At 58.0% G+C, this 19,011-nt stretch carries 18 protein-coding genes; 8 read left to right on the forward strand and 10 right to left on the reverse strand.

Annotated features, from left to right (window positions below; translation table 11 throughout):
* Position 1: 1 nt before the first annotated feature.
* Complete coding sequence (locus HMPREF9238_RS06445; RefSeq protein ID WP_016444650.1) at positions 2-1,003, forward strand: ABC transporter ATP-binding protein; 1,002 nt, start codon at positions 2-4, stop codon at positions 1,001-1,003.
* 79 nt (positions 1,004-1,082) lie between these two features.
* Here HMPREF9238_RS06445 and HMPREF9238_RS06450 read toward each other — a convergent pair whose 3' ends face one another.
* The 4 genes from HMPREF9238_RS06450 to HMPREF9238_RS06465 all read right to left on the reverse strand — a co-directional run bounded on the left by HMPREF9238_RS06450 (position 1,083) and on the right by HMPREF9238_RS06465 (position 6,743).
* Positions 1,083-2,399, reverse strand: a complete 1,317-nt coding sequence (locus tag HMPREF9238_RS06450; RefSeq protein ID WP_040316515.1) for a DUF4921 family protein — start codon at positions 2,397-2,399, stop codon at positions 1,083-1,085.
* 171 nt (positions 2,400-2,570) lie between these two features.
* Positions 2,571-2,978 (reverse strand): ACT domain-containing protein, encoded by a 408-nt coding sequence (locus HMPREF9238_RS06455; protein WP_040316516.1) that lies wholly within the window; start codon positions 2,976-2,978, stop codon positions 2,571-2,573.
* Positions 2,979-3,123: 145 nt separating this feature from the next.
* Complete coding sequence (locus HMPREF9238_RS06460) at positions 3,124-5,016, reverse strand: ABC transporter ATP-binding protein (RefSeq protein ID WP_016444653.1); 1,893 nt, start codon at positions 5,014-5,016, stop codon at positions 3,124-3,126.
* The gene (locus HMPREF9238_RS06465; RefSeq protein WP_016444654.1) at positions 5,013-6,743 is read right to left on the reverse strand and encodes an ABC transporter ATP-binding protein; all 1,731 of its coding nucleotides are present in this window, start codon (positions 6,741-6,743) and stop codon (positions 5,013-5,015) included. The genes HMPREF9238_RS06460 and HMPREF9238_RS06465 overlap by 4 nt, the downstream gene beginning before the upstream one ends.
* 85 nt (positions 6,744-6,828) lie before the next feature.
* On the opposite strand from HMPREF9238_RS06465, the gene HMPREF9238_RS06470 reads away from it, so the two are divergent.
* Positions 6,829-7,446: a hypothetical protein gene (locus HMPREF9238_RS06470; RefSeq protein WP_016444655.1), complete on the forward strand. Its 618-nt coding sequence runs from the start codon at positions 6,829-6,831 to the stop codon at positions 7,444-7,446.
* 8 nt (positions 7,447-7,454) lie between these two features.
* Here HMPREF9238_RS06470 and HMPREF9238_RS06475 read toward each other — a convergent pair whose 3' ends face one another.
* Positions 7,455-7,844 carry an RNA-binding S4 domain-containing protein gene (locus HMPREF9238_RS06475; RefSeq protein ID WP_040316517.1) on the reverse strand — a complete coding sequence of 130 codons (390 nt, stop codon included), beginning with the start codon at positions 7,842-7,844 and terminating at the stop codon, positions 7,455-7,457.
* A gap of 38 nt (positions 7,845-7,882) precedes the next feature.
* Between HMPREF9238_RS06475 and HMPREF9238_RS06480 the strand changes: the two genes are divergently transcribed.
* Positions 7,883-9,457 carry an aspartate-alanine antiporter-like transporter gene (locus HMPREF9238_RS06480; protein ID WP_016444657.1) on the forward strand — a complete coding sequence of 525 codons (1,575 nt, stop codon included), beginning with the start codon at positions 7,883-7,885 and terminating at the stop codon, positions 9,455-9,457.
* A 66-nt stretch (positions 9,458-9,523) separates the two neighbouring features.
* Here HMPREF9238_RS06480 and HMPREF9238_RS06485 read toward each other — a convergent pair whose 3' ends face one another.
* A complete protein-coding gene (locus tag HMPREF9238_RS06485) occupies positions 9,524-10,804 on the reverse strand; it encodes a M18 family aminopeptidase (protein ID WP_016444658.1) in 1,281 nt (426 codons plus the stop codon).
* Between the two features lie 9 nt (positions 10,805-10,813).
* Positions 10,814-11,248 carry a GNAT family N-acetyltransferase gene (locus HMPREF9238_RS06490; RefSeq protein ID WP_016444659.1) on the reverse strand — a complete coding sequence of 145 codons (435 nt, stop codon included), beginning with the start codon at positions 11,246-11,248 and terminating at the stop codon, positions 10,814-10,816.
* A 147-nt stretch (positions 11,249-11,395) separates the two neighbouring features.
* Between HMPREF9238_RS06490 and thrC the strand changes: the two genes are divergently transcribed.
* Entirely contained in the window at positions 11,396-12,841 is a 1,446-nt protein-coding gene (gene thrC / locus HMPREF9238_RS06495) for a threonine synthase (protein WP_016444660.1), read from the forward strand.
* 62 nt (positions 12,842-12,903) lie between these two features.
* Here thrC and HMPREF9238_RS06500 read toward each other — a convergent pair whose 3' ends face one another.
* Together HMPREF9238_RS06500 and HMPREF9238_RS06505 are read right to left on the reverse strand one after the other, a co-directional pair.
* Positions 12,904-13,566 (reverse strand): LysE family translocator, encoded by a 663-nt coding sequence (locus HMPREF9238_RS06500; RefSeq protein WP_016444661.1) that lies wholly within the window; start codon positions 13,564-13,566, stop codon positions 12,904-12,906.
* Entirely contained in the window at positions 13,566-13,970 is a 405-nt protein-coding gene (locus HMPREF9238_RS06505) for a metallopeptidase family protein (RefSeq protein WP_016444662.1), read from the reverse strand. Before HMPREF9238_RS06505 ends, HMPREF9238_RS06500 begins: the two co-directional genes overlap by 1 nt.
* Positions 13,971-14,182: 212 nt before the next feature.
* Here HMPREF9238_RS06505 and dnaK point away from each other — a divergent pair, with 212 nt between their 5' ends.
* From dnaK to HMPREF9238_RS06525, 4 genes are read left to right on the forward strand one after another with little or no spacing between them, the layout of a single operon-like run.
* A complete protein-coding gene (gene dnaK, locus HMPREF9238_RS06510) occupies positions 14,183-16,048 on the forward strand; it encodes a molecular chaperone DnaK (protein ID WP_016444663.1) in 1,866 nt (621 codons plus the stop codon).
* Positions 16,045-16,671, forward strand: coding sequence for a nucleotide exchange factor GrpE (locus HMPREF9238_RS06515; protein WP_016444664.1), 627 nt, complete (start codon positions 16,045-16,047; stop codon positions 16,669-16,671). The genes dnaK and HMPREF9238_RS06515 overlap by 4 nt, the downstream gene beginning before the upstream one ends.
* Positions 16,672-16,700: 29 nt before the next feature.
* The gene (locus HMPREF9238_RS06520; RefSeq protein WP_016444665.1) at positions 16,701-17,717 is read left to right on the forward strand and encodes a DnaJ C-terminal domain-containing protein; all 1,017 of its coding nucleotides are present in this window, start codon (positions 16,701-16,703) and stop codon (positions 17,715-17,717) included.
* Positions 17,718-17,727: 10 nt separating this feature from the next.
* Positions 17,728-18,183: a heat shock protein transcriptional repressor HspR gene (locus HMPREF9238_RS06525; protein WP_016444666.1), complete on the forward strand. Its 456-nt coding sequence runs from the start codon at positions 17,728-17,730 to the stop codon at positions 18,181-18,183.
* A 112-nt stretch (positions 18,184-18,295) separates the two neighbouring features.
* Here HMPREF9238_RS06525 and HMPREF9238_RS06530 read toward each other — a convergent pair whose 3' ends face one another.
* Positions 18,296-18,937 (reverse strand): hypothetical protein, encoded by a 642-nt coding sequence (locus HMPREF9238_RS06530; RefSeq protein WP_016444667.1) that lies wholly within the window; start codon positions 18,935-18,937, stop codon positions 18,296-18,298.
* Positions 18,938-19,011 lie beyond the last annotated feature (74 nt).

The raw sequence follows: 19,011 nt of genomic DNA on the forward strand, positions 1-19,011 counted from the left end.
AATGGGTTTGAGCCTGGAAAACATAGACGTGTTCTACGGGAATGTACACGCGGTGAAAGACGTGTCCTTGCAGTTGGAGGCGGGACAGATTCTGGCGCTACTGGGCGCCTCGGGTTCAGGTAAGTCTTCGCTTTTGCGGGCCATTGCGGGGCTAGAGGCGTCCTCGGGGCAAATCCTGTTTGACGGTGAGGACGTCGCGCGCCTGCCCGTACACAGGCGCGGGTTTGGCCTCATGTTCCAAGATGGGCAGCTGTTCCCGCACCAAAACGTGGGGCAAAACGTGGCGTTTGGGTTGCGTGGCCGCATTCCGCGCGGGCAGTGGGATGGGCGCGCAAAGGAGCTCCTGGCCACGGTTGGTTTGCCGGGAACGGCCAGCCGCCTGGTGACTACGCTTTCGGGTGGTCAGCAGCAGCGAGTGGCGTTGGCACGGGCGTTGGCGCCGCGACCTCGCCTGCTCCTTCTTGACGAGCCTCTGTCCGCGCTGGATCGTGCTCTGCGCGAACAGCTTTCGGTGGAAATCCGCCGCATTGTGAAGGAAACGGGCACAACCGCAGTTTATGTGACGCACGATCAGGACGAGGCGTTCACCGTGGCGGATCAGGTGGCGATCATGGAGGACGGCGTGATCGCCCGCATGGGGACGCCGGCGCAAGTGTGGGCAGATCCGGGTACGAGGTCGGTGGCTAGTTTCTTGGGTTACAGCCCGATTTTGCAGGCCGAGGAAGCCGCCGCTTTCGGCGTGGATGTGCCAGCGGGTTTGGAGCTTGCTTGCGGCCCGGGGGCGTGGAGTATGGCCGATACTGCAGGTGAAGCCGCCGCAGTGCAGGTGGTGGAAAGCCACGCGGTACGAGGAGCCAAGCAGGTAACTGTACAGCTAGATTCAGGCAAGGTCGCCCGGGTGAATCTGCCGATCAATGCGTTCGTGAGCGAACCTCGCATGCCCGTTAAACTAGACGCGGAAAAGTGCGCGCTGGTTGCCCGGGACGAGCTTCAACTAACCTAGCGGCCGCAAGCCGCTTCCCAGATCGAAAGGCTACAGAAGTCGCCAAACCGGTTCTTCGGCTACAGCAAGAGCGCCGCGTTTACGCGTCTAGCGCGGCGATGTCCACCTTGCACTCGTCACCGATTTTCATGGGGGCGATCTTACCGGCCTCGCGCAGTTCGAACAGTTTAGGTAGCACGCGGTCGCGCACGCCCCACGGGTCGATGGTGTTGAGGTAGATGCGCGTGCCGCCCTCAAAGCCGGCCAGAGTAGATATGCGCCACTTCAATAGCAGGCGCCAACGCATGGGGGAGGGCACATCAATAGGGCGGTGGTACCACTCCTCGTTGCAGGGAACTTCCGCTCCGGTGGCGGCGTGCATTGCGTGCAGGAGGCCGGAGACGCCGCGCAGTTTCTCGGGGCTTGCCTCCCAGGGATTGTGCGCTTTGCCGAGCGGCCAGATTGCGATGGACGGGTAGCGGTGTCCGATGCCGGCGAGAGCAATCGCATGCTCATTTTGAGCCAAAAGCAGGCCGCGCGTGATGGCAGTGTGCAGGATCTTCTTGTAAAGGTCAGGGTCGCGGCGCAGCCGTCCCAACTCGGCTTCGGTTTGTACCGAATGCTCATCGATCGCAACGAGCTGCTTGTGCAGGTGGTCGAAAGAGGCACCCGCAGGCTTCAGCCAGTTCTGGAAGCACGCCACGTATGCCACGTGTTCGTTGAGCTGGTACAAGTCCTCCATCGCTTCGGTGGTCAGTTTCATGTACTGGTAGTGCTTTTCAGGGCTGAGCGTGCCAGAAGACGCCAGTTGCGTGTCCATGGTTGCGCCCGGCGTGTAGTGCCGTCTCGCGACAATGAGGTCGTGGCCGCCGCTAAAGAACCCGGAGGCTTCGGGTAGCAGTTGCGAATCGTCAAGGCTCGCAACCCCATCCGCTGTTTGGCCCGAAGCCATGAGGCGGGCTTTAACCACTCGCATAACGTGGTCGTAGCCGGTGGGGCTTGCCAGGTAGTCTGCCATCCGGCGGTGCTGCGCTTCGGAGGGGACGTGGCCGTAGTTTAGGTGCCAGTACTTGTAAGAGACAATCTCAAACAGGTTGGGGACGCGGCGGAATTCCGCAACGGTTTCGCCCAAATCTTCAGCGCGCAGGTTTTCAAGCTTTTTCCAAGTGCCGTCTTCGTTCCGCACCACGCGGGCCTTCTCCGGCGGAGTTTCAAGGTAGCGATGCTCGCAAAACGCGCAGTATTGCCCGTGGCGTTCTAAATCGATCGGGGCTTCCTCTTTTGTGGGGACCGTGAGGGGGCGATGTCCGCGTCCGGGAACGGTCCACACTTCCGTCCCGGTGAGCATATTGGTTTGTTTAACAGTTCCATCGGCTAGGCGCTCGATTGCTTTTAGATCAGATTGCTCTTTGGACATACTCCCAGCGTAGTAGATTGAGGGCGCCGCGGTGGCTGGAGGGAGCCGATTGAGGAATAAAGAATGTGCCCACGCCAGGCGCGGGCACAGCTGTGAATCTTGAAAATGTCGGGTAAAACGCGGCATTTGATGCGCTACGTTGCGCGACCGATACCGCCAGAGCCAGTTGGATTATTTAGGCAACCAGCCCTTAGCCTGCTCTTTGAGATCATGGAGAATCTCAAGGGCCTCGTCAGCCTTGTCTACCTGAACAAACAGGTGGTCGCGGTGGAAACCGGCAAGTGAGTTACAAGTGATAGACCGAGACGCAAGAATCTGCGCGATCGTTGCCGTAATGCCGATAGTTTCGAGGGAGGAGGGCACGTCGAGCGAAATCCGCGTGAAGCGCTTTTCCGTGGGGAGCCCAGCCTCGATTGCGCGATCTTCAGAAATGACGATTGTTTGGCCCTCGTATTCGCGTACGGTTGCGAAAGGCTCAACGCCTTCTGGAACCTCGTCGAGCGCTACAAAAACGTAGATTCCCTGCGGCTTCAACTCCATGTTCGCAAGGATGTGATCCAAAGAAAGTGAACTTGTCATGTAGGCACCGTAACGCAAAATATATGCTCATGCGTGACCGTCTCATGTCTTGATTCTCATTAAGAGATCTTCAGTTTTCGCAGGCATTTGATCCGGGCCGGCGCACCAGAAGAAAACCGGCCCGGGGTCTCAAACTGCGCGCAGGTTATTGCTCAAACTGTAACGCGTACAACTTCGCGTAGGCGCCTCCAGCTGCAAGTAGCTCCTTGTGGCTACCCTGCTCAACCACGTCACCGTCTTCAAGAACCAAAATCACGTCAGCCGAGCGGATCGTGGACAGGCGGTGGGCAATCACAAACGAAGTGCGCCCCTTGCGTAGTCGCTCCATGGCCTCTTGAATCACAACCTCCGTGCGAGTGTCAACGGAAGACGTGGCTTCATCCAAAATGAGAATGTCGGGGTGAGAGATGAACGCCCTCGCGATGGTAAGCAGCTGGCGTTCACCCTGTGAAAGGTTGGAACCCTCGGCCTTCACCACCGTGTCGTAGCCCTGCGGCAAGTGCCTGATAAACGAGTGTGCCTGTGCCTTCTTCGCGGCAGCCACTACCTCTTCCATCTCCACGTCGCGGCCAGCACCGTAAGCGATGTTTTCGGCAATAGTACCCTCAAACAGCCACGTGTCTTGCAAAACCATGCCAATTCCCGCGCGCAAATCATCCTTATTAATATCGGCAATGGAACGGCCATTAATCGCGATCCTGCCCGCATCAATCTCATAGAAACGCATCAACAGGTTCACAAGCGTGGTTTTGCCGGCGCCCGTGGGCCCCACGATAGCAACCATGTGGCCGGGCTCCACCGTCAAACTGAGGTCGTGAATAACCGGTTTTTCCGGGTCGTAACCAAACCGTACATGCTCGAACGTAATCAACGCCTCGCGCAGATCTACCGGGCCTTCCTTCGCGGCGTCCTCATCCATCTCCTTTGCATCCAGGAACTCGAAAATGCGTTCGGCGGAAGCAACCATGGATTGAGCCAGGGTAGCCAGTGACGCGAGGGCGGAGATAGGGTGTCCAATCTGGCGTGAATACTGGATGAACGCCTGCACGCCGCCCAGGGAAATCGCACCGGCCGCCACCTGTAAGCCGCCCGCAACCGCAACCAGAATGTAGGAGACGTTAGAGGTGAGCATCATCGCCGGCTGCATGAGTGAAGAAATTGCCTGCGCCCGCACCGCAGAGTTGTACAGGCTCTCATTGGCCTCATCGAACTGGCCCCGGAACTCCTCGCTCATTGAGAACGCCTGCATAACTTCGTGGCCCGTGTAGGCCTCCTCCACGATGCCGCCCAGCTGTCCCGTGGCTTGCCACTGCTGGCGGAAGTAAGGCTGCGCCTTCTTCGCAATCATGCCGGCTACGCCAGCTCCCAACGGGATCGCAATAATCGCGAGGATCGCCAGGCGCCACGAAATCCAAAACATCATGAACAAAATGCCAATTATGGTGAGGAGACTTTCAAGCACCTGCTGAATTATCTGCGTGAGCGACTGCGTAACGTTATCCACGTCGTTCGTTACCCGCGACATGAGGTCTCCGCGCCTGCGTGAATCCATGTAGGAAAGCGGCAGCTTATCGATCTTGTCCTGCACCTTCTTACGCAGTGCAAAGCCCGTGTTTTGTACGATCTTGCGCACAATCATGCCGACGGTGAAGTAGGCCAAAGAAGCACATGCGTACACCGCGAAAGCAAGCAGGAGGACGCGGGCAAGCGCCTCGAAATCCACGCTTGAGCCGGGCGTGAGAGTCATTGACTCCAGCATTTGCGCCAGCTGATTATTGCCCTCGGCGCGCAACTGGGTCACGTACTCGGACTTCGTCATGCCCTCGGGAATGAAGCTAGAGGCCACGCCGTTGAAGATGATGTTCGTGCCATCACCCAGTAACTTTGGGCCGGCAACCGTGAGCGCCACCGCGAGGGCCGTCAAAAATACGGTTATCCAAATGCGTAAATGCTGCGGGCGAAGCTCAGCAAACAGGCGCTTTACAGAGCCCCGGAAGTCTTTGGTGTCGTTTTTGTAAGCGTCGCTGCGAGAACTCATTTTGCCTCCCCAACCTGCGAGCTTGCGATCTCGCCATATAGCGGGCAATCGCGTAGCAACTGCGAGTGCGTGCCAAGGCCCTGCGCTTGGCCTTCGCCAAGCACCAGAATCTGATCTGCATCCACAATCGAGGACGTCTTTTGGGAAACAACGATCACCGCGGCCTCGCCCACATACTCAGGCAGACCGTCGCGCAGCCTCTTTTCGGTCGCGGCGTCAAGAGCCGACAGGGAGTCGTCAAAAATATAGAGATCAGCATCGCGGTAGAGTGCGCGCGCAATCGCGAGCCTCTGCCTCTGGCCGCCCGAGAAGTTCTGGCCGCCCGTGTCCACCTCGGAATCAATCCCGTTATTGAGGGCGCACACAAAGTCGTAAGCCTGCGCTCCCCTTAGCGCCCACTCAACCCGGTCGCGGTCAACCAGCTTTTCATCTGAGCTTCCCGAAACCGTCGAAGCGATCGTGCCCGAAAACAGGTACGCCTTTTGCGGCACCAGCGAAACGCGGCGGCGCACATCGGATATGCGGTAGCTACGCACGTCTTCGCCATTCATCTGCACTTCGCCACCAACCACGTCAAACAGACGCGGAATCACGTTAACCAAGGAAGATTTCCCCGAGGCCGTTGGGCCAATCACGCCGGTCACGGATCCACGTGGGAAGTTGACTGACAGATTCTTAAGGACGGGTGCTTCGGCTCCCGGATAGCTGATTGTCACGTCGCTCAAGCTGAACTCTGCAGGACCGGTTAGAACCTGGGGATGGTCGGGAACGCGCAAGTTGGACTCGGTCACAAGCACCTCGTTAATGCGCTCAGCAGACACGGAGCCGCGCGGCACCATCACAAAAATGAAACCAGCCATCATTACGGCCATGAAGATCTGCATTAGGTAGTTAATGAATGCGATCAGTGAGCCAACCTCCATGTTGCCCGCCGCAATCAAATGACCACCAAACCAGATGACCAGCACCTGCGCAGTCCAAATCACCAGTTGTGTGGTGGGGAACATGAACGCGAACAGCGCGCCAATCTTCAAGGCCACGTCGCGCAGTTCAGCATTGACCTGCTCGTACTTGGCGCGCTCCGTTTCTTGCCGCACAAACGCGCGAATCACCCGCATACCCGAAAGCTGTTCGCGAAGCACAGTGTTCATGCGGTCAATGCGCTTTTGCTGCGTTTTAAACAGCGGCACCATCTTCCACATCACCAGGCCGATCACAGCCGCAATCAAAGGAACAACCACAAGTAGCATTTGTGACACCTGCACGCTTTGACGCAGCGCCATCACAATCGCGCCCACACCCATCAGCGGCGCCATCACAGCCATAGTTAGCGTCATGAACGTAACCATCTGCACCTGTTGCACGTCATTGGTTGTGCGCGTAATCAAAGACGGAGGCCCAAAGTGGGTCAGCTGATCCGTAGAGAACGTCTGCGCGTTCACAAACTGCTTGCGGCGCAGCCAGCGTCCCAGCCTCATCGACACCACAGCAGACAAAATAATCGCCAGCGTTGAACACACGATCTGCACCAGCGTGAAAACGATCATTAGCCCGCCCAGGCGCCAAATCGTGGCCGTATCGCCAACCACCACGCCCTCATTAATGATTCGTGCATTCAAATCAGGCAGAAAAAGCGCGGCTCCGGTTGCCCCAACCTGCAGCAAAAAGATTCCTAGCAGTGTGGGAATACGGCGATTTAAAAACTTCCAAGCCAATTTGAAAAGCACGAAAACTCCCAACAAGCATTACCCGAACTGGAAACTAGCCTCGTTGGCCCGCAAACAGGTCAGCAGACCATAGTAACTTTAAAACATGAGCCAACTTAAGTCTTTCTCAGACAGTGTGCTAAAAGTCGCGATCCACTACGCGTACGGGCGCATGCGGGGCCTCGTTCCGATTGAAACAGACGCGGACGCCGGTGAGCTTGTAGCTATCCTCGCCAGTCTCGGCGTGGCTGATTCGCAAGAGAAAGCCGGGCAAATCCTCGCGCTTGCGGCCGCTTCCATGCGACGGGTTGGCGCGGGCAAGGGAGCCTCGCTTTCTGCCCAAAAGTATGACCAAATGCGCGCCGAGATCCTGGCTGAAATGGGGCTCAAATCAACGCGCGGCGTGAGGCTGTGGCCACCCACCTACCAGACAATCATGCACCGTTTTGGCAGAACTTGGGCCGCCGCCATGAAAGAGTGCGGGCTCGCGGCCACAACCGATGGCAAAGTTGGGCGCAACAACGCTCGGTTTAGTGAAGCTGATCGGATTCGCGCGATCCGCGCCTACCTCGCAGAATGTGAGAGTACGCAAACCGCAGCCTCCTACGCTGGCTACGCCAAGTGGGCGAAAGAAAATGGGCAACCATCCGGCTCAAACATTCGCCAAGTGTACGGAACTTGGAACCAAGCGCTAGAGCAGTTGGAACGCCGCGAAAACGCTTAGCCGGGCCCTCAAATCCGGCCGGTATTTGTATCGCGCCCACGCAGGCGATCCAACTCGCGACGCTCACGCTTAGTGGGCCTACCCGAACCGCGCTCGCGGCGCGGAATCGCCATCATCACGTACGCCTCGGGTCTCGGCTCTGAATGATCCACATACGCTTGTTGCGCAATCGGGGCGCCCACACGCGTTCGCAGAACCTGGACGACCTCCAACACGCGATCAAAACCTTGAAAACGATACGTCACTGTATCGCCCACACTCACCTTCTGGGACGGCTTCGCAGTAGAACCATTCACCTTCACGTGACCCGCCTTACACGCGGCAGTAGCCTGCGAACGCGACTTCAACTGCCTAACGCTCCAAAGCCACGTGTCTACTCTGACGGATTCATCACTCACATTCCCATGCTATAGGAGGCGTGGCATAGGCTAAGAGCGTGTACGAAATACTATCCCAAAGCGCTATCCTCACATTCTTCCTGGTAGTGGCCCTGGGCGCCGCGTTCGGCCAGATCAAATTCTGGCACCTAAAGTTCGGTGCCGCCGGAGCCCTCTTCGTGGGCCTGGCCCTGTCTGCCGCCTACCCGGACCTTGGCCAAAACATGTCGCTACTGCAGTCCATCGGACTCGCCATGTTTACCTACACGGTGGGCGTGGCTGCCGGCAGCACCTTCATGCAGCAGTTGAAGAGCCAAGCTCCGCTGATCGGCGCGGCCGCCCTCATGACTATCGCCGCCGGTGTCGTTACCGTTGTGGGCGGCAAACTCCTCGATATTCCCGCCGAGCTGTCCACCGGGCTATTTACCGGCGCCCTCACTTCCGCGCCGGCCCTGGACTCCGCGCTGCGCGTCACCGGATCCGCCACGCCGGGTGCAGGCTACGCCGTGGGATACCCGTTTGGCGTCATCGTTGGCATCATTATCGTCACCATCGTTGTGGAAAGGCCCTGGAAGGGTGAGAAAGATACGCCTTCACTTGCCGGCGCCGGCCTTGTGGCCCGCACCGCGCACGTGCAAAAAACTATCAACTTGCGCCAAATCGAACCGTGGGCGTGTCAGGACGTGCGCTTTTCCTACCTGCGTCGCGGTGACAAAACCCGTGTAGTTGTACCCGGCGAAGAACTCCAGCCGGACGACCTCGTTGTTGTAGTTGGCATTGAAGAACGCGTCCACGAAACTATTGACATCCTTGGATATGAATCCAGCGTTCACATTGCCGATGACAGGCGAGCAGTGGACTTTGAAAAGATCCGCGTTTCTAACTCGGACATGACCGGACGAACAATCGCGGAGCTCAATATTCCCGTGAAGTTTGGTGGCATCATTACCCGCGTCACGCGCGGCGACCTGGAGCTGTTAGCTAAAGACGAACTGGCGCTACAGCCCGGCGACGAAGTTTCGGTTTCTGTCCCGTCCTCGCAGCTGCAGGCCGTGCGCAGCTTCTTTGGCGATTCGGATCGTCGTATTGCCGAGGTGGACGCCCTCACCTTTGGCCTGGGCATGGTGCTCGGCCTGCTTCTGGGTCTTGTCTCTGTTCCCATGCCCGGAGGTGCTATGTTCTCCCTCGGAGCCGCAGCCGGCCCGCTCGTAGTTGGCATGGTGCTGGGTGCGTTGCGCCGCACCGGCAACCTGATCTGGTCCATGCCAGAATCCGTGAACCTCACCGTGCGCCAGCTGGGCCTCCTGTTCTTCCTCGCGGCGCTCGGCCTGGGTGCCGGCCCCGCGTTCAAGGAGGTTGTGGTTACCTCACTCGGTTGGAAGGCCGCGATCCTCGCCACCTCTATCACCTTGATTTCTGCAACCATGCTTGCCATTGCCGGTCGCCTGCTAAAACTGTCCGGCCCCCGTACTGCGGGTGGCGTTGCGGGCTTCCTGGGCCAGCCCGCCATCATGCAGGCCGCCGCCGCGAAGGTTGCGGACGAGCGCATCGAGTCGGCTTACGCGGCCCTCTTTGCTTCCTCGATCGTGTTCAAGATCCTGCTGGTGCCAGCGATCTACGCGTTCTTGGCATAGCAAACGGCCCTTCGTTTCCTAGGTGGAACCGAAGGGCCGTTGCATTAAATCACGCGAGGCGGACGCTTATGCGCCCTTCCAGTATTCCTCGAGCACACGCGACATCGCCAAGTGGTCGCTAACGTGGCTCATCTCTCTGGCCGAGTGCATTGACAGCAGGCCGATACCCACATCCACGGTGGTGATACCCAAACGCGTTGCCGTTAGCGGTCCAATGGTAGAGCCGCAAGGCATCGCGTTATTAGACACGAACGCCTGCGCGGGCACACCCGCAGCCTCGCACATGCGCGCCCAAAGCGCCGCTCCCACCGCGTCCGAAGCATAACGCTGATTCGCGTTCAACTTCAGCATGGGGCCCTTACCCGGCATCGGGTGGCTATTCGGATCGTGGCGTTCCGCGTAGTTCGGGTGCACAAAATGCCCGGCATCAGCAGACACGCATGTGGTGCCCGCCAGCATCTGATGGTAGCCGTCCTCGTCCTTGCCCAGGCCAGCCGCGATCCGGCGTAGGGTGGATTCAAGGATCGGGCCGGACGCACCCGACCTGGTGGAAGACCCAACTTCTTCGTGATCAAACGCAGCAAACACCGCAATATCAGCAAAATCGGAAGCTTCCATGCGCTCTAATGCGGTGAGGCCGGCGTGTACTGAAGATAGGTTGTCTTGCCGGCCAGCTGCGAAGAACTCCTCATCCAAGCCAAAACGAGCCGGGGCCTGCGCCGTAAAAGATACGAGGTCGTGGCCCACAATGTCTCGCTCTGACTCCAGGCCCACCAGCTGCGCCAAATGTGTAAACAGCGACTTGTCACCCAGCGTCCACACCGGCTGCATGTGCTTTTGCCTATCCAGCTTGAAACCTGAGTTAATATCGCGATCCAAGTGAATCGCCAGCTGGGGAACACGCGCAATCGGGCCTGTCTTCACCAAGTGTTCGTTGCCGTGACGGTCAATAATTCGGCCGGCAAACCCGATCTCGCGGTCCAGCCACGAGTTCAACAACAGGCCGCCGTACAGTTCCACGTCAATCTGACCCCAACCGTCAGGTGACTTCGAGGAGCCGGACGGCTTTACCTTCAAGCCGGGTGAATCCGTATGGCACCCAATAATCCGAAAGGCCGGCCGGGTCACCTCCTCGGGAATAAACCACGCCATCACGGCACCGTCGCGTACAAAGAAATGGCCACCAGGCGTGACATCCACCGGGTCGCATTCAAACATCTGCGAATACCCGCGGGCTTTCAGCCTGGCGGCAATCTCCTGTGCTGCGTGAAAAGAAGAGGGGGAAGCCGCAATGAACTTCCCAAAATCCTCTACATGCTTAACTTCTGCATCACTAAAAATACTCACGTGTCCAAACTAGCAGTAATAGCGGTAAACATTGGTCTCACGTTGCTCAAAACCAACGCGGCGGTACAGGCGATTCGCGGCCTCGCGAGTGGGGCGCGACGTCAAATCAACAGTTTTCGCCCCAATCTTGTTCGCATACTTAACCGCTGCTTCCACCAGCTGGCGGCCAGCGCCCTGACCGCGCGTTTCCTCGGCCACCACGACGTCTTCAACCCAGGCGCGTGTGCCCGTTGGAATATCAAACACCACCAGCGTCAGCATGCCCAAAATGTTGTCCGGATCATCATCTGGCGTGTACACAAACAGCGTTGTTGCGGGCTGTTCCAAAAAGCGCGTCACGTCCTGTTCGTTCATTGCAGTAGCGGACGATGAAAGCTGTGGCAGCAACTTGTTCATGCCGTCAACAACGGCCTTCGACGCCTCGTTCACAATCTTGATGGCCATGATGTATTCCCCTTGAGGTTGATAATTTTCTTCATTCTAAAACGAGGAGGAGGCCGGCGGATACTCCCGGGGCAAAGTTGCGCGCAACTTTATCCCCACACTTTGGAACGCGCGGAACCAGGGGAGCGAAATCGGTAGGCTTACCGCATGCGCTACATTTCTACCCGCGGAGTGCCAACCGACCAGCCCCGCACGTTCACTGACATTCTCCTGGCCGGCCTCGCGCCCGATGGTGGCCTTTACATGCCTGTTGAATACCCGCAAGTAGATGCGGATACGTTGCTTTCGTGGTCCAAGATTTTCCGGGAGGAAGGCTACGCGGCCCTCGCCTTTGAAGTGATGCGCCTCTACATTGACGACATTCCCGAAGACGACCTGCGGGCAATGTGTCAGCGCGCATACAGCGTCGAAAACTTCGGTTCGCGCGAGGTTTCGCCCATGACGCAACTATCCGACCACATTTGGCTACTACACCTGTCTAACGGGCCAACCGCCGCGTTCAAAGACATGGCGATGCAAATGCTGGGGCAACTTTTCGAGTATGTGCTCGACAAGACGGCCAAAGAGCTTAACATTTTAGGCGCAACCTCGGGGGATACCGGCTCTTCGGCCGAGTACGCGATGCTCGGCAAGGGCGGAATCCGCGTCTTTATGCTCACGCCCTCCGGGCGCATGACGCCATTCCAGCAGGCGCAAATGTACGGCATTGACGACCCGGCGATTATCAACATAGCCCTCGACGGTGTTTTTGATGACTGCCAAGACGTGGTGAAGGCAATCTCGGCAGACGCCGACTTCAAACAGCGTTACAGCATTGGGGCGGTGAACTCAATCAACTGGGCCCGCCTGCTCGCCCAAGTGGTGTACTACGTAGCCGCATGGATCCAAGCCAGTGGCACGCCGGGCAATAAGGTTTCGTTTTCCGTTCCAACCGGCAACTTCGGGGACGTTTTTGCCGGACACGTGGCGCGCAGTATGGGCGTTCCCATTGACCAACTAATCGTTGCGACCAACGAAAATAACGTGCTAGACGAGTTCTACCGCACCGGCATTTACCGTGTGCGATCCTCTGAGCAGACTTTCAAAACGTCAAGCCCATCAATGGACATTTCTAAAGCATCCAACTTTGAACGCTTTGTGTTTGACCTGGTTGGGCGCGATCAGGCGCGCGTGCGCGAACTGTTTGTAGACCAGCTGGGCACTCGCGGCGAGTTCTCCCTGGCTGATACGCGCGAGTTCAAGGACGCGCGTCGCAAGTTCGGCTTCCTCTCCGGATCTTCAACGCACGCGGATCGGATCGACTCCATTCAATCGGTGTACCGTCACGACCGCGTCCTCATCGACCCGCACACTGCGGATGCGTGGAAGGTTGCGCGTGACGCCCTGCGCGGGGGAGCGGTGGAGCAACCCCTCGTCGTCCTCGAAACCGCACTTGCGGTGAAATTCTCTGAAACCATCGAAGAGGCGCTGGGAATCATGCCGGAAGTGCCCGAGCGGTTCGCTTCCGTCATGGACGCTGGTCGCCACGTGGTAGATCTGCCCAACGACCCTGAAGCAGTTAAGGCTCTGATTCGTGAGGTCGTAGACAGCTAAGCGCGGTGCGCAGTTTGCGCCGATACAAGCGCCGATACAAGCAGTGAGCGGGGTGGCGTTGCCTAAGTGAAGAGCGTTCCCCACGGGATCAGGAGCACGCCCAAAACTACGAATAGGCTACCGAGCACGGCATCTATAGGTTTATGTAAGCGCTCGTAGCCGCGTACAAAAGCCGGCACGGAGGCGGCGAGGGCAACTGCGGTGAACCAGGTGCTGGAAATCGTTACCATCACCACGGTTAGCGCGGCGCCCTCTAAAACGGTGATCGAGGGCGGCAACATTGATGCGAACAGGGTGGTGAAGAAAATGACCGCCTTCGGGTTGCCAACGGTTGTGGTTAAGAAGCCCAGGCGGAACGCTTTCCAAACCGGATAGGGCTCGCCTGAGGCCGTCACCTGCGCCGCGTTCGCGTCTTCGGTTGTAGCCGCGCCTTTTGATCGCATTAACGACATTAAAATCCGGATGCCGTAGCCCGCAAGAAATACTGCGCCCAGCAATCGCACAATAAAAAACGCGGTTTCGGAACGCGAAATGAGCGCCACCACCCCGGCCATTGTTCCTATCGCCCACAGGGATGTGCCGGCGCCAATGCCGATGCCCGTTGCGATTCCGCGGCTACGCCCGCGTGAAAGAGTCATGCGCAGGGTCGCTAAAAAGTCCGGTCCCGGCGAAATGACGGCCAGCGTGAAAGTAGTTAGCAGTGTCAGCCAGACAGACGTGGTCACTATGCCCACCCAAGTTCGTGGAGCTGGTCGTCGTCAATACCGAAATGATGGGCAATCTCGTGCACGATTGTCACGTGGATCTCGTGACGAAGCTCCTCCACATCAGCGCACATGCGTAGGAGGGGAAGGCGAAACAGAGTGATCTGGTCGGGCAAGTCACCAAACCCGTAGTCATCACGTTCAGTCAGGTCAACACCCTCGTAAAGCCCTAACAGCTCCGAGCCGTCCTCGGGTTCTTCGGCCACAAAAATCGCTACATTTTCGATGTTCTCGAGCATGGAATCAGGTAGCTCGGCAAGGACTTCTTCCACGAGGACAGCGAATGCGTCTTCGGATACATCCAATGCGGCTTCGCTACGCTCATCATGATTTTCGCTCGACATGTACTCGATGTTATCGGCCAAGCGTCTGCTTTAGCACGTCCGCGTTTGCACCTTAGAACACGAGGTGTGTCGCAGTTCACCTAAAACTGAGAAAAGGCGGGAATAAAAGGAGAGCCCACAAGGTTGAGCTTAATAGACTCAAGTTTGGAGCATTCGGGTTGACAGGATAGCCGCGAAAGGTAGACTTGAGTGCAGCAGACTCAACTTGAACTTTAGTAAAGGAGGCCATTGATATGGCACGTGCAGTAGGTATTGACCTTGGCACCACGAACTCGGCAATCGCTACGCTCGAAGGTGGCGAGCCCACAATCATTGCGAACGCGGAGGGCATGCGTACCACCCCGTCCGTTGTCGCATTCTCAAAAACGGGTGAGGTCCTGGTAGGCGAAATCGCTAAGCGCCAGGCAGTAACCAACGTTGATCGCACAATCATGTCGGTTAAGCGCCACATGGGCACCGACTGGGAGGTGAAGATTGACGATAAATCTTACACGGCTCAGGAAATCTCAGCTCGTATTCTCGGCAAGCTTAAGCGCGACGCAGAAGAGTACCTGGGTGAGCCGATCACCGACGCGGTGATTACTGTTCCCGCATACTTCAACGATGCTGAGCGTCAGGCAACGAAGGACGCGGGTCGCATTGCCGGCATGAACGTAACCCGTATCGTGAACGAGCCCACCGCGGCCGCTCTCGCATACGGCCTCGAAAAGGGTAAGGAAGACGAACTTATCCTCGTGTTCGATCTCGGTGGCGGCACGTTTGACGTTTCGCTCCTCGAAATCGGTAAGGACTCGGAGGATGGTGCCGAGTTCTCCACGATCGAGGTTCGCGCAACCTCCGGTGATAACCGTCTGGGCGGTGACGACTGGGACAAGGTGATCGTGGACTGGCTGGTTAGCCAGGTCAAAAGCAAGACCGGTAACGACCTGTCGAAGGATCCGGTTGCAATGCAGCGTCTGCGTGACGCGGCAGAGCAGGCAAAGAAGGAGCTCTCGTCCGCAACCTCCACGAACATTTCGCTGCAGTACCTGACGATGGTTGACGGCGTGCCCGTCCACCTCGACGAGTCGCTGACCCGCGCAAAGTTTGAGGAAATGACGGCTGGCTTGCTTGACCGCACGCGCGCTCCGTTTGAGGCTGTGATCCGTGACGCGGGTATTTCGGTAGATGACATTGACCATGTGATCTTGGTTGGTGGTTCTACCCGTATGCCGGCTGTTGCTGAGGCGGTTAAGAAGATGACGGGTGGTAAGGAGCCTTCGAAGTCCGTTAACCCGGACGAGGTTGTCGCGCTTGGCGCTGCCCTCCAGGCAGGCGTCATGCAGGGTGACCGCAAGGACGTCCTCCTCATCGACGTCACGCCGCTTTCGCTCGGTATTGAGACCAAGGGTGGCTTCATGACGAAGCTGATTGACCGCAACACCGCGATCCCGACGAAGTCCACGGAGATCTTCTCAACTGCTGAAGACAACCAGCCTTCGGTTTTGATCCAGGTGTTCCAGGGTGAGCGTGAGTTCGCTCGCGACAACAAGCCGCTGGGAACGTTCGAGCTGACCGGAATTGCGCCGGCTCCGCGTGGTATTCCGCAGATTGAGGTCACCTTCGACATCGACGCGAACGGCATCGTGCACGTATCCGCTAAGGATCGCGGCACGGGCAAGGAACAGTCGATGACGATCACCGGCGGCTCCGCGCTACCGAAGGATGAGATCGACCGTATGGTTAAGGAAGCGGAAGCGCACGCGGAAGAGGACAAGAAGCGTCGTGAGGACGCGGAGGTTCGCAACCTGGCTGAGCAGACCGTCTACCAGATGGAAAAGATCTTGAAGGACGAGGCGGACAAGATCTCGGACGACACCGCTACCGCTGTCCAGACCGATGTTGATGCCTTGAAGAAGGCGCTTGAGGGTGACGACACCGAAGCGGTGAAGAAGGCTCTTGACGCGTTGAATGAGTCCGGCATGAAGATCGGCCAGGAGGTCTACCAGGCTGCGCAGGCCGAGCAGGCCCAGCAGGCTGAAGGCGAGGCCGCCGACGCCGGTAATGAAGACGAGGTCATCGACGCGGAAGTTGTCGATGAAGAAGAGGACAACAAGTGAGTGAAGAGCAAAATCGCGATCCCTTCGAGGACCGTGAGGAAGGTGCGGGGGAAGACCCCCGCACCGGCTCTGGCTCGCAACCATCCCCCGACCAGCCAGCTGATCCGAACGATATTTCGCATTTGGAGGAGCAGCTTGCAGATGTCAACGCGGAAGCGGACGTCGATGATCCGACGGCGCTGCGCGAAGAACTAGCGAAGCAGGGCGATGAGCTTGCGCGCGCGAGGGCTGACCATTACAACCTCACGCAAACGCACAACAACTATGTGCGCCGCTCGAAGGCGGACATGTCTAACGCTCGTAAAATGGGTCAAAGCGAGGTCGTGGAGGCGCTGATGCCAGTGCTGGATGACATCGCTGCGGCCCGTGAAGCGGGCGCGCTAGCGGACGGTCCGTTCGCAGCGATTGCGAACAAGTTGGAGCAGACGCTGGCTTCCCAGTTTGGGATCGAGCGCTTCGGCGCGGCTGGTGATGAGTTTGATCCAATGATTCACGAGGCCGTAATGGCGCAACCATCTTCTGACGTGCAGGTGGAAACGGTTGCGCAGGTAATCCAGGCGGGCTACAAGATCGGTGACAAGGTGCTGCGGGCAGCGAAAGTCATCGTGGCTAACCCGCAGTAATTGCAAGAAAACTTTGGAGGTGAGAAGTAGTGGCTGGACAAGATTGGATGGAAAAGGACTTCTATAAGACGCTGGGTGTGTCTAAGGATGCGTCGGAGGCGGAGATTAAGAAGGCTTACCGCAAGCTTGCGCGCAAGCATCACCCGGATCAGAATCCGGATGACAAGAGCGCGGAGGAGAAATTTAAGGCGGTTGGCGAGGCCTACCAGGTGTTGTCTGATCCGAAGCAGCGTAAGCAGTACGACGCGATTCGTGCGATGGCTGGCGGCGGGGCACGCTTCTCTGCGGGGCCGGGCGGCTCTGCCTCTGGGTTTGAAGACGTTTTCTCAATGTTTGGTGGCGGAGGAAACGGCTCAAGGGTTCGGTTCTCTACTTCTGGCGGCTCATCCGGCGCGGGTTTTGAGGATATTCTTTCTAACCTGTTTGCCGGTGGCGGCCAGGGGGGAGCCCCGAATTTCTCGGACTACTCAGGTAGGGGAGCGTTTGGTCAGACCGCGCAAAAGGGTGCTGACCTGTCCGCTGCTACCACTTTGACGCTACGTCAGGCTGTGGAGGGGGCGACGCTGAAAATGACCGTCGAGGGGCGGTCAATGACGGTGCGCGTGCCAGCCGGTGTGACGGACGGACAGAAGGTGCGTTTGCGCGGCAAGGGCAGGCCGGGCGTGAACGGCGGGCCGGCGGGTGACCTCGTGGTTGCGATTTCGCTTGAGAAGCATCCGGTGTTTAGCCTGGACGGGCAGAACTTGCGCATGAAGTTGCCGGTTTCGTTTGCCGAGGCCGCGCTGGGCGCAAGTGTTTCCGTGACGCTACTCGATGGTTCAACCGTTACCGTGAAAGTACCGGAGGGCACGTCCTCTGGAGCGCTCTTGCGGGTTCGTGGACGCGGCGTGAGGAAGGGGCATAAGAAGGGTGATCTCATTATTGAGATCGAGGTTGCTGTGCCCAAGCACATGTCGAAGGAGGCGAAGGAGGCAGTGACGAAGCTCGCTGAGCTCACCGCTGACTTCAATCCGCGTCAAGGTCTAGAAGCAAACGCTCGTAAGTAAAGGGGGTCTTATGGCGAACAATCGGGGCACAACCTATGTTATTTCGGTTGCTGCTGAGCTTGCGGGCATGCATCCGCAGACGCTTCGCCAGTATGACCGCCTGGGCATCGTCACTCCGGCGCGCACTAAGGGACGGGGCCGGCGTTACAGCGCAAGCGACGTTGAGCGGTTGCGTGAAGTGCAACGGCTGTCGCAGGACGAGGGCGTTAATTTGGAGGGCATTCGCCAGATTCTGGAGCTAAAACAGCGTCTGGATGAGACGGCAGAGGCAATGCAACTAATGCGCGAAGAGCTGGAAATGCTCCGCGCACTGGTGCAGGAGGAAAACGAGAGGCGCTCACGCGTTTTTGCGGCCACGCCGGACGGTAGCGTGCACACGGTTCGCCGCGGCACACGGTTGCGGGTTTCTGGTAGCGAACTGGTACACCAACCAAAACCGGGGGCGCTCGTACTTTTCCGGCGCTAAACCAAATGCAGTATTGAAGCTGGGGCGAGTTTTCTCGCCCCAGCTTTGTCATTTCTGCAGAAGCTAGTTGTTTGTGTCGCGGGCGGCCACCTGCGCCGAGAGTTGGCGCCGGCTACCTCAGCGCGTCGCCGGGTTTGAAACTCATTGTTTGGCCGCCTTCGTGCGTGCACGTAGTTACGTTCTCGTCTATCGTGCACGTGAACCCGCCCGCTGAGATGGTCTCCCCATCATTCAGGACAGGAGCAGATAACAGGTTATTTTCGCAGAATTCGGCAGAATAATCGTCTAACGAGGCCGGATCGGTCAGACACATTTGCTGCAGTGGCACATCGGACTGGCACCTGCCGTACTCGGCTCCTTCTGCGGAGAGCGTAGCAGCAGTTCCACTGAAAATACCCTGGTCGCACGGAGCGTCTTCCACGGGGAAAGGCGGGAACACTTCGCAGCGAACGTAAGGGGCGGACGCCGCTCCCGCAACGATGATGGCGCAAAGAACCGAATGGTCGCTGTTTGCAAACCAGTAGCCGGTATTACCGGCCCTCGCTAGTTCCGTGTTAGTGCCAAGCTCGTACGCTGATGGATCAACCTGCGTGGAGGTATCTTCGGACGAGGTGGGGGTCCCAACGCTAGTTTCGGAAGGGGCGGTGAGGGGAATCGGCGTGGGTGGAGGGCCCGGAAGCACATCATTAGACGAGCATGCTCCTAAAATCATCGCGGAACATGCGAGTAAAACCAGTGCGGCGCGGCGCTTCATTGCTATCTCCTAACAGCCCGAACTGAGGGTTAAATTATTTCGGTAACTCTTAAGTATTTGTAAACTGAGTTTTG

It is taken from the genome of Gleimia europaea ACS-120-V-Col10b (assembly GCF_000411155.1).
Classification (GTDB): Bacteria; Actinomycetota; Actinomycetes; order Actinomycetales; family Actinomycetaceae; genus Gleimia; species Gleimia europaea_B.

What these genes read in the sequence shown, in the direction of transcription:
- HMPREF9238_RS06445 (WP_016444650.1), top strand. Translation starts at nt 2, where the DNA reads ATGGGTTTGAGCCTGGAAAACATAGACGTGTTCTACGGGAATGTACAC.
- HMPREF9238_RS06450 (WP_040316515.1), bottom strand. Translation starts at nt 2,399, where the DNA reads ATGTCCAAAGAGCAATCTGATCTAAAAGCAATCGAGCGCCTAGCCGAT.
- HMPREF9238_RS06455 (WP_040316516.1), bottom strand. Translation starts at nt 2,978, where the DNA reads ATGACAAGTTCACTTTCTTTGGATCACATCCTTGCGAACATGGAGTTG.
- HMPREF9238_RS06460 (WP_016444653.1), bottom strand. Translation starts at nt 5,016, where the DNA reads ATGAGTTCTCGCAGCGACGCTTACAAAAACGACACCAAAGACTTCCGG.
- HMPREF9238_RS06470 (WP_016444655.1), top strand. Translation starts at nt 6,829, where the DNA reads ATGAGCCAACTTAAGTCTTTCTCAGACAGTGTGCTAAAAGTCGCGATC.
- HMPREF9238_RS06490 (WP_016444659.1), bottom strand. Translation starts at nt 11,248, where the DNA reads ATGGCCATCAAGATTGTGAACGAGGCGTCGAAGGCCGTTGTTGACGGC.
- thrC (WP_016444660.1), top strand. Translation starts at nt 11,396, where the DNA reads ATGCGCTACATTTCTACCCGCGGAGTGCCAACCGACCAGCCCCGCACG.
- dnaK (WP_016444663.1), top strand. Translation starts at nt 14,183, where the DNA reads ATGGCACGTGCAGTAGGTATTGACCTTGGCACCACGAACTCGGCAATC.
- HMPREF9238_RS06525 (WP_016444666.1), top strand. Translation starts at nt 17,728, where the DNA reads ATGGCGAACAATCGGGGCACAACCTATGTTATTTCGGTTGCTGCTGAG.
- HMPREF9238_RS06530 (WP_016444667.1), bottom strand. Translation starts at nt 18,937, where the DNA reads ATGAAGCGCCGCGCCGCACTGGTTTTACTCGCATGTTCCGCGATGATT.